General features: G+C 69.6%; 13 protein-coding genes. 6 read left to right on the forward strand and 7 right to left on the reverse strand.

Going from position 1 to position 16,856, the window contains the following annotated elements; translation table 11 throughout:
- The 6 genes from ABDW59_RS14420 to ABDW59_RS14445 all read left to right on the forward strand — a co-directional run.
- Positions 1-1,161: glycosyltransferase (locus tag ABDW59_RS14420; RefSeq protein WP_343630529.1), on the forward strand; the 1,161-nt coding region annotated here is incomplete at its 5' end.
- Positions 1,158-2,396, forward strand: a complete 1,239-nt coding sequence (locus ABDW59_RS14425) for a GNAT family N-acetyltransferase (protein ID WP_343630530.1) — start codon at positions 1,158-1,160, stop codon at positions 2,394-2,396. The genes ABDW59_RS14420 and ABDW59_RS14425, both read left to right, overlap by 4 nt.
- Positions 2,393-3,415, forward strand: a complete 1,023-nt coding sequence (locus ABDW59_RS14430) for a glycosyltransferase family 2 protein (protein ID WP_343630531.1) — start codon at positions 2,393-2,395, stop codon at positions 3,413-3,415. The genes ABDW59_RS14425 and ABDW59_RS14430 overlap by 4 nt, the downstream gene beginning before the upstream one ends.
- Before the next feature lie 10 nt (positions 3,416-3,425).
- On the forward strand, positions 3,426-4,877 hold the full coding sequence (locus tag ABDW59_RS14435; RefSeq protein WP_343630532.1) for a lipopolysaccharide biosynthesis protein: 1,452 nt from the start codon (positions 3,426-3,428) through the stop codon (positions 4,875-4,877).
- A complete protein-coding gene (locus tag ABDW59_RS14440; protein ID WP_343630533.1) occupies positions 4,874-6,004 on the forward strand; it encodes a glycosyltransferase family 2 protein in 1,131 nt (376 codons plus the stop codon). Before ABDW59_RS14435 ends, ABDW59_RS14440 begins: the two co-directional genes overlap by 4 nt.
- Positions 6,001-7,662: an asparagine synthase-related protein gene (locus ABDW59_RS14445; RefSeq protein ID WP_343630534.1), complete on the forward strand. Its 1,662-nt coding sequence runs from the start codon at positions 6,001-6,003 to the stop codon at positions 7,660-7,662. The genes ABDW59_RS14440 and ABDW59_RS14445 overlap by 4 nt, the downstream gene beginning before the upstream one ends.
- A 6-nt stretch (positions 7,663-7,668) precedes the next feature.
- Here ABDW59_RS14445 and ABDW59_RS14450 read toward each other — a convergent pair whose 3' ends face one another.
- The 7 genes from ABDW59_RS14450 to ABDW59_RS14480 all read right to left on the reverse strand — a co-directional run bounded on the left by ABDW59_RS14450 (position 7,669) and on the right by ABDW59_RS14480 (position 16,819).
- Positions 7,669-8,946: a hypothetical protein gene (locus ABDW59_RS14450; RefSeq protein ID WP_343630535.1), complete on the reverse strand. Its 1,278-nt coding sequence runs from the start codon at positions 8,944-8,946 to the stop codon at positions 7,669-7,671.
- Between the two features lie 197 nt (positions 8,947-9,143).
- Positions 9,144-10,169 (reverse strand): hypothetical protein, encoded by a 1,026-nt coding sequence (locus ABDW59_RS14455; RefSeq protein ID WP_343630536.1) that lies wholly within the window; start codon positions 10,167-10,169, stop codon positions 9,144-9,146.
- 14 nt (positions 10,170-10,183) lie between these two features.
- The gene (locus ABDW59_RS14460) at positions 10,184-11,146 is read right to left on the reverse strand and encodes a polysaccharide deacetylase family protein (RefSeq protein ID WP_343630537.1); all 963 of its coding nucleotides are present in this window, start codon (positions 11,144-11,146) and stop codon (positions 10,184-10,186) included.
- Positions 11,146-12,462, reverse strand: coding sequence for a putative O-glycosylation ligase, exosortase A system-associated (locus tag ABDW59_RS14465; RefSeq protein ID WP_343630538.1), 1,317 nt, complete (start codon positions 12,460-12,462; stop codon positions 11,146-11,148). Before ABDW59_RS14465 ends, ABDW59_RS14460 begins: the two co-directional genes overlap by 1 nt.
- Positions 12,455-13,615, reverse strand: a complete 1,161-nt coding sequence (locus ABDW59_RS14470; RefSeq protein WP_343630611.1) for a glycosyltransferase family 4 protein — start codon at positions 13,613-13,615, stop codon at positions 12,455-12,457. Before ABDW59_RS14470 ends, ABDW59_RS14465 begins: the two co-directional genes overlap by 8 nt.
- A 47-nt stretch (positions 13,616-13,662) precedes the next feature.
- Entirely contained in the window at positions 13,663-14,892 is a 1,230-nt protein-coding gene (locus tag ABDW59_RS14475; protein ID WP_343630539.1) for a glycosyltransferase family 4 protein, read from the reverse strand.
- 7 nt (positions 14,893-14,899) lie between these two features.
- Positions 14,900-16,819 carry an XrtA/PEP-CTERM system amidotransferase gene (locus tag ABDW59_RS14480; RefSeq protein ID WP_343630540.1) on the reverse strand — a complete coding sequence of 640 codons (1,920 nt, stop codon included), beginning with the start codon at positions 16,817-16,819 and terminating at the stop codon, positions 14,900-14,902.
- Between the last annotated feature and the right edge of the window lie 37 nt (positions 16,820-16,856).

Below are 16,856 nucleotides of genomic sequence, written 5' to 3' on the forward strand. Positions count from 1 at the left end.
CTGACCGCGCACTCACGCGTGCATGAGCAACTGAGCGAGGACCTGATGGCCGAGGTCCCCGCCGATGTGCCGGTGCGGCGCGCCTTCGCGCTGGACGCGGCGCGCCACCTGGCCGTCGCGCGCCGCTACCCCGGCTTCCTGGCGCGGCCGGACCGCTGGCACAGCTGGCTGCTGGGGGCCGTGCCCGCCGGCCTGAAGCTGATCCGCGAGACCCGCCCCGACGCGATCTGGAGCACCTATCCCATCCCCACCGCGCACCTGATCGGCTACTGGCTGTCGCGCCTGAGCGGCCTGCCCTGGGTCGCCGACTTCCGCGATCCCATGGCCCACGACGGCTATCCGTCCGATCCGGTGCTGTGGCGCAGCTTCGCCGCCGTCGAGCGCAAGGTCTTCGCGCAGGCCGCGCGTTTCACCTTCACCACGCCGGGCGCGGCGCGGCTCTATGCCGAGCGCTTCCCCGCCGCCGCCGATCGCATCCGCGTGATCGAGAACGGCTACTCCGAATCCGCCTTCCAACAGGCCGAGCGCGCGCTGCGCCCCGCCAATGACGCCCCAGGCAAGACCCGCCCCCTGGTGCTGCTGCACAGCGGCGTCGTCTACCCGGACTGGCGCAGCCCGGTGCGGCTGTTCGAGGCGCTGGCCGCCGCGAAAGCCGAAGGCCGCATCGATGCCGCGCGACTGCGCTTGCGGCTGCGCGCGACGGCGCATGACGAGTTCGTCCGCGCGCTCGCGATCGAGCGTGGTGTCGAGGACCTCGTCGAGATCGCCCCGCCGCTGCCCTACGCCCAGGCGCTGGCCGAGATGCTGGAAGCCGACGGCCTGCTGCTGCTGCAGTCCGGCGACTGCAACGACCAGATTCCCGCCAAGGCCTATGAATACCTGCGCGCCCGCCGCCCGGTGCTGACCCTGGCCGATCCGGCGGGCGACACCGCGCAGCTGATGCGCCGCGCCGGCCTGCCGCATCAGGCCGCGCTGGAGGACGGCCCCATGGTCGGCGTCATGCTGCGCCGCTTCCTGGACGCCCTCTTGAACGCCCGCGCACCGCTGCCCGCGCCGGCCGCCGTCAACGCCGCCTCTCGCGAGTCCCGCGCCGGCGAGCTGGCGCGCGTGCTGGACGAGGTCTGCGCGTCCCCCCTGCCCACCGCCGAAGCCCGCCCATGACCTGGACGCTCCACCCTCTGCCCGATGCCGACGCCTTCGCGCCTCACGCCGCCGCGTGGGATGCGCTGCAGGCGCGCGTCGCGGGCCTGCCCTTCCTCGAGAGCGGCTTCATCCGGCCGCTGCTGCGCGCCTTCGGCACGGGCGCCGAGCGCCTGGCCCTGCACGGCGACCCGCGCGCGCCCGACGCGGCGGCCATCGTCGTCAAGGGCGGCAACGGCCAGTGGACGACCTTCCAGCCCTCGCAGCTGCCGCTGGGCGCCTGGCTGAGCGCGAGCGACGTGGCGCTGGAGCCGCTGGCCGCCTCGCTGCTGCGCGCCCTGCCCTTCCCCGCGCTGGGTCTGGGCCTGACGCAGCTGGACAGCCGCTTCCATCCGCGCGCCGAGGACAGCGCGCGGCTGCACGGCCAGGACTACATCGACACCGCCTGGGTCGACCTGCGCGGCGACTTCGAGAGCTACTGGGAAGCGCGCGGCAAGAACCTGCGCCAGAACCTGCGCAAGCAGCAGAAGAAGCTGGACACCGCCGGCACCGTCACCCGCATCGACTGCCTGACCCGGCCCGAGGACGTCGCGCCCGCGTTGGCCGACTACGGTCGCCTGGAAGCCAGCGGCTGGAAGGGCCAGGAGGGCACGGCCATCGCGCCCGGCCATCCGCAGTACGACTTCTATCGGGAAATGCTGGAGCACTTCGCCCGCCTGGGCCGCGCCCGCATCTACACCTACCGCTTCGACGAGGTGGTCGTGTCCATGGACCTGTGCATCGAGTCCGGCGCCACCCTGGTCATCCTCAAGACCGCCTACGACGAAGCGCACAAGGCGGTATCGCCGTCCACGCTGATGCGTCAGTTGCAGTTCCAGCAGCTGTTCGACGCCGCCGCCGCGGGCGGTCCGCTGCATCACATCGAGTTCTACGGCAAGGTCATGGAGTGGCACACCCGCTGGACCGAGACCCGCCGCCCGATCTATCACGCCACGCTGTATCGCTGGGGCTGGCTGCCGACGCTCAAGCGTCTGCTGCGCGGCAGCCCGGCCGATGAAGCCGCGACGTCCGCCCCTGCCGTCGAAGCGGCTGCCACCGATGCTGGCGCGACCGCCGCCAGCGCCCCGAATTCCTCCGTCACGCCCGCCGCCCCCGCGGGATCGACGCCCGTCGCCGCGGATGCGGCCGAAGGCGTCACTCCCCCTGGTGCCGCGCCTTCCGGCGCGCGGGCCGAAGTCCAAGGAGCTTCCCGATGACCGCCACCCCCATGTCCGCGACAGCGCCGCTGATCGCCGTCGTCATCCCGCACTTCCAGCGCCAGAGCGGCCTGCTGGCCAAGGCGCTGGCCTCGGCCTTCGCGCAGACCATCGCCGACCGCATCCACGTGATCGTCGTCGACGACGAATCGCCCATCAGCGCCCAGTCCGAAGTCGACGCGCATCCCGAGTTCCCGCGCGCGCAAATGACCGTGCAACGCAAGGCCAATGGGGGCGCCGGCTCGGCCCGCAACAAGGCGCTGGACCTGGTGCCCGCGGGCACCAAGTTCGTCGCCTTCCTCGACTCCGACGACGACTGGCGGCCCGAGCACCTGGCCAACGCGCTGGCGGTGATGGGCGATCGCTTCGACGGCTATTTCGCCGACTGGTGGTCCTTCAACTATCCGGACCAGACCAACTTCGAGCGCATCGGCACGCTGGACAAGCCGCACGAGTCGGTCTGCGCGCAGCCGCCCGGTTTCGACCTGGGCGTCTCGCCGCTGGAGCACATCACCAGCGACGGCGGTGGCGTGATCCAGACCTCCACCGTGGTCTACCGCTTCGACCGCTTCCCGAAGCTGCGCTTCCGCGAGGAGTTCTTCAACGGCCAGGACTTCTTCTTCTGGATGGATCTGGGCAACGGCGGCGCGCGCTTCTGCTTCTCCACCGCCGTGGACTGCAACAACGGCGAGGGCATCAACATCTATCAGGGGGCCGGCTGGGGCACCGAGCGCTCGCTGCACCGGCTGCGCAACGAGCTCTTCGTGTGGACCTCGCTGCCGCGCTTCTACACGATGACCGAGACCCAGCGCAGCAACAACCAGCGCACCATCCGCAACCTGCAGCAGGACGTGGTGCGCGACCTGCTGCACCGCGTGCGCCACGGCAAGAAGATCAACTTCAAGCTGGTGCGGGACATCCTGCGCTTCGATCCGACCTTCCTGTTCTTCGCGGTGGCCGTGCCCTTCCGCGTGCTGGGCGAGAAGCTGCTGCGCCGCTCCAGGAGCGCGACCGCATGAGGTTGCCCGCATGAACACCAAGGTCCGCGGGGCCCTGGGCTGGTCCTTCGCCGAGCGCTATGCCAGCCTGATCGTCAACCTGGCCTCGACCATGGCGCTGGCGCGCCTGCTCACGCCGCAGGAGATCGGCGTGTTCTCCGTCTGCGCCGCCTTCGTCACCATCGCCACGGTGATGCGGGACTTCGGCATCAGCGAGTACCTGATCCAGGAGAAGGACCTTACCGTCGAGAAGATGCGCGCCGCCTACGCCGGCGCCATCGCGATCGGCTGGGGCGTGGGCCTGGTCGCCATCCTGGCGCGGCATCCGCTGGCGATCTATCTGAAGGAGCCCGCGGTCGTCGACGTCATCGGCATCCTGGCGCTGAACTTCGCCATCCTCCCATTCGCCTCGCCGGCCTTCGCGCTGCTGAACCGGAACATGGAGTTCCGGCGCATCTTCATCATCCAGTTCTCCTCGTCCATGGTGCATGCGGGCACCGGCGTGCTGCTGGCGCTCAACGGATTCGGCTTCCGCAGCCTGGCCTGGGCCAGCGTGGCCAACACCAGCTTCCAGGCGTTGCTGCTGCTGTTCATGCGTCCGACGGGCACGCTGCTGCTGCCGGGCTTCACCGGGCTGCGCTACGTCTTCGGCTACGGCTCGTACTTCGTGCTGAGTCGGCTGCTGGAGGTCTTCACCCGCAACGCCCATGAGTTCCTGATCGCGCGCAGCTTCGGCCTGACCGCGGTGGGCCTGTTCAGCCGCGCGCTGGGGCTGCTGGAGATGTTCTGGTCCAACGTGACCTCGGCGGTGCTGCGCGTGGCCACGCCGGTCTTCGCCGACCAGCATCGCCAGGGCGCGGACCTGTCGGCGCTGTATGCGCAGAGCACCGCGCTGATGACCGCCATCGCCTGGCCCTTCTTCGGCTTCGTGGCGCTGATGGCCAGCGACATCATGCTGCTGCTGCTCGGCCCGCAATGGGCCGCGGCCGGCCCGATCTGCACCGTGCTGGCGCTGGGCCTGATGCCGACCTATCTGCACAGCTTCGGCCCCAACCTGCTCAACGCCACCGGCAACGTGGCCAAGCGGCTGCGCATCAACCTGATCTACAGCCCGGTCCACCTGGTGGTGCTGCTGATCGCCTCCCACATCAGCCTGATGGCGGTGGCCGCGGCCTGGATCGTCAGCAACCTGATCGCGCTGGCGCTGTACATGCAGACGCTGCGCGCGCTGTTCGGCGCGACACTGCGCACGCTGCTCGGGCCCAGCCTGCGCAGCGCGATGGTGTCCGCCGGATCGATCGCGCCGCAGGCGCTGGTCGCGGGGCTCTGCCATCGCTACGAGCTGCCGCTGCTGGTGGGCCTGCTGCTGACGGGCGGCGTCGGCGTCATCGGCCTGGTCGTGAGCGCCCAGGCGCTGCGTCATCCGCTTGCGGGCGAGGTCTCCCGCGTCCTGCTCCATCTGCGCAACCGAGTCACGTCATGAGCCAGCTTCACGATCACGCTCCCCCTTCCGCCATCGACGCCGCCGAGGCCGTCGCGGCGCCTCGGGTGGCCTGCGTGGTCGTGAGCTTCAACGGCGCCGCCTGGATCGGAGACTGCCTGCGCGCGCTGCGCGCGAGCACCGTGCCGCTGCGCATGATCGTGGTCGACAACGCGTCCTCGGACGACACCTGCGCGATCGTGCGCGGCTTCCCGGAGGTCACGCTGATCCAGGAGCCCAAGAACCTGGGCTTCGGCCGCGCCAACAACGCCGGCATCGCGCGGGCGCTGGCGGACGGCGCGGACCACGTCTTCCTGCTCAACCAGGACACGGTGCTCGCACCCGACGCCGTCGAGCATCTGGAGCGCGAGGCCGCGCGTGATCCCTCGCTGGGCATCCTGTGCCCGCTGCAGCTGGACGCCGGCGGCCAGGCGCTGGATCCGACCTTCCTGCGCTACTACGTCGCCACGCACGCCATCCCCTACCTCACCGACGCGCTGCGGGGTCACACGATCGCGCCGCATTACCGCGCCGAGGCCCTCCCCGCCGCGGCCTGGCTGTTGACGCGGACCTTCCTGGAGCAGGTCGGCGGCTTCGATCCGCTGTTCTTCCTGTACTGCGAGGACGACGACGTCTGCGCCCGCGCCAAGCACCACGGCTTCGGCATCGCGCTGGTGCCGGGCGCGACCTTCCGCCATCTGCGCGGCTTCCATGTGAAGCAGGCCCAGCCGCTGCTCAAGCACCTGCGCCGGCGCGGCTCGCGGCTGCGCTCGCAGATCGTGTTCGACCTGAAGCGCCCGGAGGCCCGGGCTCTGCGCCACGTCTGGTACGCGCTGGGCGGGCACCTTTTCACCGCCGCGCAGCAGCTCTTCGTCTATCTGAACTGGCGCGAGACGCTCGCCGAGCTCGGCGCGCTGGCGCACGTGCTGCCGGAGATCCCGCGCATTCGTCGCCACCGCGCCGTCTGCCTGACGCGGGGGCCGCATTGGATCGGGCTGAGCGCCTCGGGCCGCGTCGGGGGCGATCCCGATGCCGTCGTCACGCCGTCGCCGCACACTGCGCCCGCGCCAGGCGCCGCCAATCCGGACGCCAGGGAGGCGTCCTTCTCGACCCAGTCCCCAAAACAATGACAAGCACCGCCACCTTCCTGACCACCGGCCAGCCCGGCCTGCCCGGACTTCCCGCCGACTCGAGCGAGGCGCAGCGCGACGCCGCCTGGCAGCAGCTGCTGGCCACCGGCGATCCGGCACCGGCGCTGGCCCAGGTGACGGGCCGCTTCTCGGTGGCCTGGCGCCAGCCCTCGGGCCGCACGGTGTTGGCGACCGACCGCTTCGGCATCGAGCCGCTGTGCTATCGCATCGTCGGTCATGAGCTGCGCTTCGCCACGCGCGCCGACGACCTGGCGGGCGACGATGCGGATCTGGATCCGCAAGCCCTCTTCGACTACCTCTACTTCCACGTGATCCCGTCGCCGCGGACGGTGTTCCGCAACATCTTCCGGCTTCCCCCGGGACACGTGGCGATCTTCGAGCGCGGCGAGCTGCGCGTCACGCCCTACTGGACGCCCAGCTTCAAGGCCGATCCGGCGCCCAAGTTCGAGGACCTCAAGGACGAGTTCAAGCAGATCCTGGAGCGCTCGGTGCAGCGGCAGCTGCGCGGCGGCGACGCGGCCTGTTTCCTGAGCGGCGGCACGGACAGCTCGACGGTGGCGGGCATGCTGAGCCGCGTCGCGGGCCGGCCGGCGGACACCTACTCCATCGGTTTCGAGGCCGAGGGCTACGACGAGATGGCGTTCGCGCGCATCGCCGCGAAGCACTTCGGCGCGCGGCATCACGAGTACTACGTGACGCCCAAGGACCTGGTGGCGGGCATCGCCAAGGTGGCCTCGCATTACGACCAGCCCTTCGGCAACAGCTCGGCGCTGCCGGCCTATTACTGCGCGCGCAAGGCCCATGACGACGGCGTGCGCCATCTGTTGGCGGGCGACGGAGGCGACGAGCTCTTCGGCGGCAACACCCGCTATGCGAAGCAGACGGTGTTCTCCTGGTACGGCCGCATTCCGGGTCCGGCGCGGGAGCTGCTGCTGCAACCGGCCTTCAACTCGCCGCTGGGCAAGCTGCCGCTGCTGAAGAAGGGGGCGAGCTACATCGACCAGGCGCGCGTGCCCATGCCCGACCGGCTGCAGAGCTACAACCTGCTGACGCGGCTGGGCATGACGGACGTGCTGGAGAGCGACTTCCTGCGCCGCGTCGATCCGCTGGGGCCGCAGAAGCAGCAGCGCCAGGTCTGGAACGCGATCAAGACCGGGCAGCTGGTCGACAAGATGCTGGCCTTCGACTGGCGCTACACGCTGGCGGACACCGATCTGCCCAAGGTCGTGGGCACGACTGGCCTGGCGGGCACCTCGGTCGGCTTCCCGATGCTGGATGACGAGCTGCTGGCCTTCTCCGAGCGGCTGCCGGCGGACTACAAGCTGCGCGGACTGAAGCTGCGCTGGTTCTTCAAGGAGGCGCTCAAGGGCTTCCTGCCGGCCGAGATCATCGTGAAGAAGAAGCAGGGCTTTGGATTGCCGTTCGGCGTCTGGGCCACGCGCGACGCACAGCTCAACGCGCTGGCGGCGGACTCGCTGGGCAGCCTGGCCACCCGCGGCATCGTGCGCCCCGCCTTCATCGACAGCCTGCTCACGCAGCGGCTGCGGGAGCACCCCGGGTACTACGGGGAGATGGTCTGGATCCTCATGATGCTGGAGCAGTGGCTGCGGGCAAAGCGGCCGAACTATCGGGTGTGAGGTCGGTCAGGACGGCAGCGTCGGGAAGTCCAGTCCGGGCGGCGGCATGAGCGAAGCCGCCGGCTCGACATGGGCTTTGAGGAGTTCAAGGGGGTTGAGGGCGAGCAGCCATTCGCTCGCGCGAGGCTCCTCGAACAGGAAGCCGGAGTCCTGCCAGACCAGTCTCTGCGCGGCCAGCTCATTCAGGGCGGACTCGATCTCCGCGGTCGAAAACAAGGCCTCCTGCGTCCCCTTGCAGGATCTGTCGGTCAGCTCGCCCAGTCGTCGTTGGCAGGGATCGAGGTGAGGCGCGAAGCGAGGGCCGAACTCGGCCATCGTGCACATCATCGCGAGCCCCCGCTTGGACAGCCGGCTCAGCCGCATCATGAAGGCCTCCCGGCCCGCTTCCGCCGCTCGCCCGACCATCAGCAGGAACACCTCGTCGATCGCCTTGGGCAGGCGCAGGTCGGCCTCGACCAGCGCATCGCAGACCGACATCAGCTCGCGAGGTCGGTGCAACAGATGGTCGAATCCTCGGTGCATCAGACGGACGTCCGGACGATGGAGGACCGGAAGCCGCGCCCTCACCCACTCGACGAAGTCCTCGCCCAAGGGCGGCAGAGACATCAGCTTGGCCGCGTAGAAGGGCTCTTGTCTCTCGGTGACCATGCGCCGCAGTTTGTGCTCGCGAGAGCCCGTGGCGAGGATCCTTACGCCGGGTCCCCGGCCCAGGGCCAGATTCAGCGCATGGGCGGCTCCCGTCAGCGCGAGTAGCGTGTTGCGACCGGCCTCCGTCTGCCGACTCAGTTCCACCTCGTCGAGCACGAACACCAATCGCTTCCCGGCACGGGCATACAGTGCTTTCAGCAAGGCAGCGGTGGCCTTGTCGTGGGTCGGACTGGCTTGGTCCACGCTCATCTCGAGTCCGCCCACCTTCACATGGGTCAGCCCCAGGCTTCTTGCGACGCGCATGACGACGCCGTCGTGGGCCTTCAGCGCGTCGATCAAGGCCTCGTTGATCGCGCGACCCGCATCACCCGGATGCACCTCGCGAAAGTCGATGAAGATGAGGTGCAGACCGGGATCGGCCTGCAGTACGGGCAGCAGATCGAAGCGCACGAACGTGCTCTTGCCGATGCAGCGCGGGCCTGAGAGCAGAAGCCCCGCCGCGCCGGCAGGCGACTTCAAGTCCCTGGCGACCTGCTTGGCCAGGTCGGTACGGTGAAAGATCAGTTCCGGGTCGGTTGCCGGGGCATGGAAATGATCGACCTGACGAGGTGAATCGTGAGAATGAATGTGCGGCATTGAATCCTCCAGACCGCAAATTCTTAGCCCATCCGTCTGCCTCAAAAAGCAGCAAACGGGCTGGAGAAGCCTTGTCGAGGCCCTTTCGGCTCGATCTCGGGGCCAATCTTTGCGCAGACGCAAACTTCCCTGAAATCGGTGTGGTACGCCCCGCGCCGCTCAGGCCCGGGCTGCTTGACCGCGCAGCGCCGCGCGATTCACGCGCGCGTAGCCGCCTCGCCCCGCCAGATCAAGCGCGGCAGCAGGTCGCCGGCCACGGGATCCGCCTGCGCGACAAGCTCACGGAAGCCGCGCCGGTTCAGCGCGCCGGCGCGCAACAGCGCCTCGGACTCGATCGGCGCTTGCGCGCGCCAGTCGGCCACCAGCGCCCGCGCCGTGTTGGGCAGGCTCTCGAAGCGCTGTTGGCGCGTGGCGAGGAAGAACTTCACCGCCGCGTTCTCCACCCGGCCCTTGCCCTGCCGCAGCAGGCGCTTGAACTGGCCCTTCAGATCGGACCAGCGCCACCACTGCTTGGGCGGCAGCTGCCAGGTCGCGTCGGCGCAGACCGCGATGTGGCTGGGGTCCCAGCGGCCCTGCTCCGGATGAAGACCGAAGCTCAGCAAGGCGCCCATGAGCGAGTCCGTCCGGTACAGCCCGACCGGCAGGCGCAGCCCGCGATCCCGCATCTCGGCGATGGTCTCGCCCTTCAGGCAGCAGAAGTTGCCGTGATAGCCGCCGTCGCGCAGCAGCTGCTCTCGCAGCGCGCGCGCCTCACGGCCGACCGAGGGAATGCCCGTGCCGCCCAACACATGATCGCCGCCCGCCGCCACCGCGGCGGCCAAGCGCGGCATCGCCTCACGCGGCAGCGTGACATAGCCGTCGATGAAGAAGGCCAGGCGCTCGCCGCGCCAGATCGCGTGCACGTACTGGTTCCAGGCGTTGGCCTTGTCACCGAAGGGAATGCGCCACAGCGAGACCGCGTACTGCGGCGGCGCCTCGCTCAGCCGGCGCCGCAGATCCTCGACCAGCGCGGCGTTGCCGTTGACCAGCACGACGACCTCGGTGCGCGCGCCCGACGTGGCGACCGCCTCGCTCAGCGCCATCAGGTTGGCATGCAGGAGCTCACCCGACTCGCGCGAGGAGAAGACCACCAGCGCCTGCTCCGGGGGCGGCCCCGGTGGCTGCTCGGACGGATTCTCGGGATGAGCAAGTCCTGGCACCGCGGCCTCGACGCTCGACGTCATGCTCGCGCGCGGCCTCAGACGACGGCCGCCGGCCGTCCCATGCGGGCGTTGCGCATCATGCGGGCCGCGAACATGGTGATGGACGAGCCCCACGGCGTGTAGCGCGGCAACTGGAACGGATCCGCGCCGCTGCGCGCGACGCCGGCCGCGGTGCTCACCGCCGCCTCGAAGCCCAGCTCCTTGAGCATCGCCGCATGGCCCGCGTCGTAGTCGCGCGCGGGGCGACCGTTCGGATAGGCGAAGCTGCGGATGGGCCGCGCCAGCAGCGCGGACAGGTGATCGCGTCCCTTCGCCACCTGCGCCCGCGCGCCTTCCGGCGTCAGCGTCGTCAACACCGTGTGATCCACCGTGTGGCCGCCGATCTCATGACCGGCATCGGCCAGCTGCCGCAGCTGCGCATCGGTCAGCATCAGATCCTCGGGAAGCGCGCCGACGGGCACCGCGGCGAGCATGCGCCGCAACTGCGCGTCGCGCTCGTCGGGCGCCAGGTACTTGAGCTGCACCTGCAGCGCGCTGATCGCCTGCAGCCGCTCGGCCACCGTCGACACCGCATGGCGGCCCATGCCGACGGACGCCAGGTCCAGCACCGGTCCCGGCACCAGCCGCACGAACTCGATCACCGTGTCGCTGAACATGCGACCGCCGTTGAGATAGCCGGTCGCGACGAACACCGTGGCGCGCGCGTCGTGACGCGCCAGGATGGGATGCGCCACCGTCCAGTTGTCGGCATAACCGTCATCGAAGCTGATGCAGGCAGCGCGCCGCGGCAGTCGCCCCTCGCGTAGCGCGGCCGCCGCGTCGCTGACCGTCATCAGCTGGAAGTGCCGGGACAGGAAAGCCACCTGGGATTCGAAGAGCGCGGCGTCGATCTCGCCCGGCCGCAGCGGATCGGGCCGCGGCAGCACGCGGTGATAGATCAGGATGCTCAGCGCGGGCGCGCCGCCCGGCCAGCCCAGCAGGCTCAACGAGGCCAGCATCAGGTGCCTCCCCAGTAGGGCGAGTGCACATCACGCGGCATCGTGCCCGCCGCCTTCGCGGCCTTGACCCGCTCGGCCATCTCGCGCGCGACGATGCGGTCCACCACGACCACGATCAGCACGAGGTAGTAGGGCAAGTCGAAATACACCAGGCTCAGGAAAGCGCCCCCTGTGGCGTAGCCGATCAGCCCCACCTGACACATGGCCACCAGGTCGCGCGCCCATTGGAGCTCCGGCACCGACTTGCTGCGGTTGATCACCGCCGAGGCCCGCCGCCAGGTCAACGCGAAGATGCCCACGAAGATGAACAGGCCCATGAAGCCGTGCTCGCCCAGCGCCTGGAAGTAGATGCTGTGGGCGGTCAGCACGATGGACGGATCCGGCGCGTAGCGCTGGAAGGCCGCCGGCCCCGCCACGGTGAAGCCGCCGCCCAGCGGGAACAGGTCCACCGCCATGCGGAATGCGGTATGCCACGCATTGATCCGGCCCATCGCCGACGAGTCCTGGTCGTAAGTCTTGATGGTGCTCATGCGCTCGGACCAGCTGTCCGGCATGAACACGAAGATCAGCGGCAGCGCCACCAGCACGACCAGCGCCAGCGGCAGCTTGTTGCGGCTCTTGAGCCACAGGAAGAAGGACATCGCGATGATCGCCAGGAAGGCCCCGCGCGACTGCGAGCCCACCGCCGAGGCCATGCACAGCAGCATGGCCGCGCTGGCCAGATGCCGCTGCCATCGCTTCGTCGCCTGCAGCTGCAGGTAGCGGATCAGCGGCACCGTCATGATGGTGGCCAGCGCCAGCGAGTTGTTGTCCTCGATGAAGGAGCCCTCCGGCCCCCACACCCGGGCCGAGCCCCCGGTGAGCACGGTGAACACGCCGCCCTTGATTCCGTAATAGCCGATCGAGATCACCAGCACCAGCACCAGCCAGTCCAGGTCGCGCCGCTTCTGGATCACCAGCAGCGCCGCCAGCACCATCAGCAGCACCTTGAAGGCGCGCGACCAGTACATGAATTCCTTGCCCGGATAAAAGGACGTGATCAGCGGCGACACCCCGATCCACACGATCCACAGCGCCAGCAGGAGGGTCACGCCGTTGGTCGGGAAGCGCTCCAGCTTCTTGTGGTTCAGCAGCATGCTCGCGAACAGCGCCAGCGCGATCACCATGGACCAGGGCGCCGCATGCGCGAAGCCGTAGGCCAGCCGATGCGGGTTCATCACCCCCATCCACACCCAGCCCAGCACGCCCCACACCGGATCCTTGAAGGTCTTGTAGATCAGGGCCGTGAACAGGCCCAGGATGATGAGGTCACGCATGACGCAGCTCCGGCGACCGACGCGCGGCCAGGATGCGGTGGAACAGATCGAGCTGGCCTTGCGTGGTCGCGTCCCAGCTGAAACGCTCGGCATAGCGGCGCGTCAAGGCGCGATCGCGCGGCGAGGCGCGCAGGCGGCGCACCGCTTCGGCCACGCCGGCCGCGGTGCGTTCGGGCATCAGCTCGCCGGCCTCGGGCGCCGCCACGACTTCGGGCGTGCCCCACACATTCGAGGCCGCCACCGGCGTGCCGCAGGCCATGGCCTCCAGCAGCACGTTGGCCCAGCCTTCGCGGCTGGAGGCCAGCACCAGCGCGTCCACGCCGGCATAGACCTCGCGCAGCCGCGCTTGCGGCACCGCGCCCAGGAAGCGCACCCGCGCGCTCACGCCCAGCGACTCGGCCAAGCGGCGCAGCGCGCCCTCCTCCGGGCCGGCGCCGGCGATCAGCAGGTCCACATCGGGCAGCTCGGCCAGCGCGCCGATGACCAGCTCATGGCCCTTGCGCTCGATCAGATGGCCGACCGAGGCCAGCGTGAACCGGCCCGGCGCCAGTTGCAGCGCGGCGCGTGCCTCGTCGCGGCCGGACGGGTGGAACAGCGCCAGGTCCACGCCGTTGCGCAGCGCGGTGACCTTGGCCGCGTCGGCGCCCAGGCCGACCAGCTCGTCCTTGAGCGCCTCGCAGACCGTGATCATCGCGTCGGCCTGATCGGCCGCGCGCAGGATCAGCTTGCGGGGGAAGGCGTACTCGGGGATCAAGTTGATGTCGGTGCCGCGCGCGGTGATCACCAGCGGCTTGTTCAGCGCCTTGGCGACGAAGGCCGCGGCCACGCCGTCGGGGTAGAAGTAATGCGCGTCGATCAGGTCGAAGTCATAGCCCTGCGCCTGCAGCCGCTTGGCGGCGCGCAGAAAGCTCCAGGCCAGCGTGTAGGGCGCGCTGCTCATGCCGACCTTGGGCAGGCGCACGAAGCGCGGATGCTCGACCTCCAGCCCGTTGCGCGACTCGCGCGCCGGGGTGGCGGCGAACCTGGCGTACTCGCCGAAGCGCTCGCCCTTGAGCGGGAACCAGGGCACCGGCGCGATGACGCGCGACTGCGCCTGGCCCGAGGCGACCAGGTGGCGCAGCCGGGTCTCCACGAAGATGCCGTGGCTGGGCATCTGCGAGTTCGGATACAGCGTCGAGAAGGTCAGCAGCTTGAGCACGCTCAGACCCTCGCGTCGGTGGAGGCGGCCGACTCCGCGGCGCCCGCGATCGCGCCCGCCACGCCGCGACCGGCGCGCAGCGACTGGCCCAGCGTCACGACCCGCTCCGCGTTGCCGTGCCAGGTCAGGTGCAGACGGCCGATGGTCGCGCGGGCGCCCTGCCCCAGCCGCTCGCGCAGCGCGGCGTCCGACGCCAGTCGCGCCAGACGCGTCTCCAGCCCGTCGGCCTCGGCCGGATCGAAGAGCAGCGCGTTGACGTCGTCGTCCAGCACTTCCTCGATGTTGGGCGTGCTCGGCGCGACGATGGCCTTGCCCAGCGCCAGGTACTCGAAGAGCTTGAGCGGCGAGGCATAGGCCACCACCGCCGGCTGCAGCGCGATGTCGAAGGCGGCGACATGCGCCGGCACCGCGTCGCGCGAGACCACGCCGGTGAAGCGCACCCGCTCGCCGAGCGCGAGTTCCGCGGCCAGGCGCTCAAGATTCGCGCGCTCGGGGCCGTCGCCGACCACCAGCAGCCGCGCGTTGGCAGGCGCCGCCTCGGTGGCCATCCAGCGGATGACCTTGTCCATGCCATGCCAGTCCCGCACGAAGCCGGTGAAGCCCAGCACCAGCGCACCGTCCCAGCCCAGCGCGCGCTTGGCGGCCTCGGGCGACGGGGCGGCGTCGAAGTGTTCCTCGTTGATGCCGTTGGGGATCACGACCATGCGCTCCAGCGGCACGCCGCGCGCGGCGACCATCGATCCCAGCACCCGCGTGACCGGCAGCACCGCGTCGGCGCCGCGCCAGACCGTGTCCTCGGCCCAGCGCGCGACGCGCGGCAGCGCCAGACCGCCGAACTTGGCGCGCTCATCGACCAGCGGCGCGTTGACCTCCAGCAGCAGCGGCAGACCGGTGCGGCGCTTGAGCATCAGCCCGCTGAGCAGGTAGAGGTTGTAGCGCTCGTAGATCACATCGGGCTGGAACTCGCGCGCGGCGGCGGCCAGGCGGCGATAGGCCACCAGTGAATAGGCCAGTTCCAGCAGCTCGTAGGCGAACTTGGGCAGCTTGGCGCGCAGGCGATGCACCCAGCCGGCGTCGTCGCCCATCTTGGCTTTCTCTTCCGGCGCGGACTCGCCGCCCGGCGCGACGACCCGCACCTCATGGCCGAGCGCGCGCAGCGAGCCGATCATCTCTTCGATGTGGACCGCCTGGCCGTCCTTGGACGCGGTGCGATGGTGGTAGAGGATCTTCATGAGGAGCTCAGGCCGCCTCTCGCATCGACGACGCGCCCATCACGTTGCGCAGGAAGGCGTCGTACATCAGCAGGGTCCACAGCGGCGTGCTGTGATCGCGGCTGCCGTTCTCGTGCTGCTCGACCATCTGGCCCACGGTCTTGAGATCGAACATGCCGGAATCCGCGAGCGGTCCTCCCAGCAGCGAGTTCCGCACCCGCTGGCGCAGCGGGCCGCGGAACCAGCGCGACAGCGGCACGGCGAAGCCCATCTTGGGCCGGTACAGCACGTCGTTCGGGAGGTGCGGCTCCAGCGTCTTCTTGAACAGGTACTTGCCCTCGCCGCCGCGCAGCTTCAGGTGGGACGGGAGCGTGGCCAGCCACTCGACCAGCGGATGGTCCATCAGCGGCTCGCGCACTTCCAGCGAATGCGCCATGGAGGCGCGGTCGACCTTGGTGTTGATGTCGCCGACCAGGTAGGTGTGGGTGTCGATGTACTGGATCAGCGCCAGCGGATCGTCGGTGCCCGCGCGCTCCGCATGCTGCAGGAACAGGTCGCGCGCGTTGTAGCCGCCCAGCTCCGACTTGAAGGGGGCGCTGTACAGCGGCATGCGCTCGTTGTCGCGGATCACGGACATGGTGTGGAAATAGGCCTCGACCGAGTTGCGCGCCAGCGCCTGGAACGTCGTCTTGGCGCGGAACACGCGCGGCGCCCAGTCGGCCTTGGGATAGAGCTTGCCCAGCGTGCCGAACAGCGGCTTGCGCAGCCCCAGCGGCAGGCTGGCGCGCATGCGCTCTTCCATCATGTGCAGCTTGTAGCGGCGATAGCCGCCGAAGCTCTCGTCGCCGCCGTCGCCCGACAGCGCCACCGTCACATGCTTGCGGGCGAGCTGGCAGACGCGGTAGGTCGGGATGGCGGAGCTGTCGGCATAGGGCTCGTCGTAGAGTCGGGCCAGCGTGTCGATCAGGTCGAAATCGTCGCTCTGGACCATCTCGACGTGGTGATCCGTCTTGTAGCGGTCCGCGACCATCTGGGCGAACTCGGACTCGTTGTACTGCGGGTCGTCGAAGGACATCGAGCAGGTCTTGACCGGCCCGTTGGTCTCGCCGGCCATCATCGCGACGACGGCGCTGGAGTCCACGCCGCCCGACAGGAAGGCGCCCAGCGGCACTTCCGAGATCAGGCGCAGCTTGACCGCCTCGCGCAGGCGGCGCGTGAGCTCCTCTTGCGCTTGGACCTCGTCGATCTTGTTGTCCGTCGTGAAGTTGACGTCCCAGTAGCGACGCGGCTGGCCCAGGCGCTGATCGCCGCGCTTGATCACCAGCGTGTGGGCCGGCGGCAGCTTCAGGGCCTGGCGGAAGATGGTGCGCGGCTCGGCCACGTAGCCCAGCGCGAAGTACTCCTCGACAGCTTGCGGCACGATGTCGCGCTTCAGGCCGGGATGGGCCAGCAGCGCCTTGAGCTCGGAGCCGAAGACCAGGGTGCCGTCATCCAGCAGCGCATAGAACATGGGCTTCACGCCCAGCCGGTCGCGCGCCATGAAGAGCTGATCGCGCGCCTTGTCCCAGATGACGAAGGCGAACATGCCGCGCAGCTTCTGCACGCAGTCCTCGCCCCAGGCCGACCACGCGTGGACGATGACCTCGGTGTCGCTCTTGGTCTGGAACTGATAGCCCAGCGCGGTCAGCTCGGCCGTCAGCGCCTGGTAGTTGTAGATCTCGCCGTTGAAGACGATGCCCACCGAACGGTCCGCGTTGAACAGCGGTTGCTGGCCGGTCGCGATGTCGATGATGGACAGCCGCCGGTGGCCGAAGGCCAGTCCGGGCTGCAGATGGATGGAGCCCTCGTCCGGGCCGCGATGATGCAGCGCGTCGTTGATGCGATGCATCAGCGCGCCATCGAAGTCGCGCTTTCCCCGGGTGTCGAAGAGTCCGCTGATTCCGCACATGGTCGTGTTCCCGCTCTTTGCCGGCTGTGAGGCCGAC

The organism is Roseateles sp., from assembly GCF_039595295.1.
Classification (GTDB): domain Bacteria; phylum Pseudomonadota; class Gammaproteobacteria; order Burkholderiales; family Burkholderiaceae_C; genus Roseateles.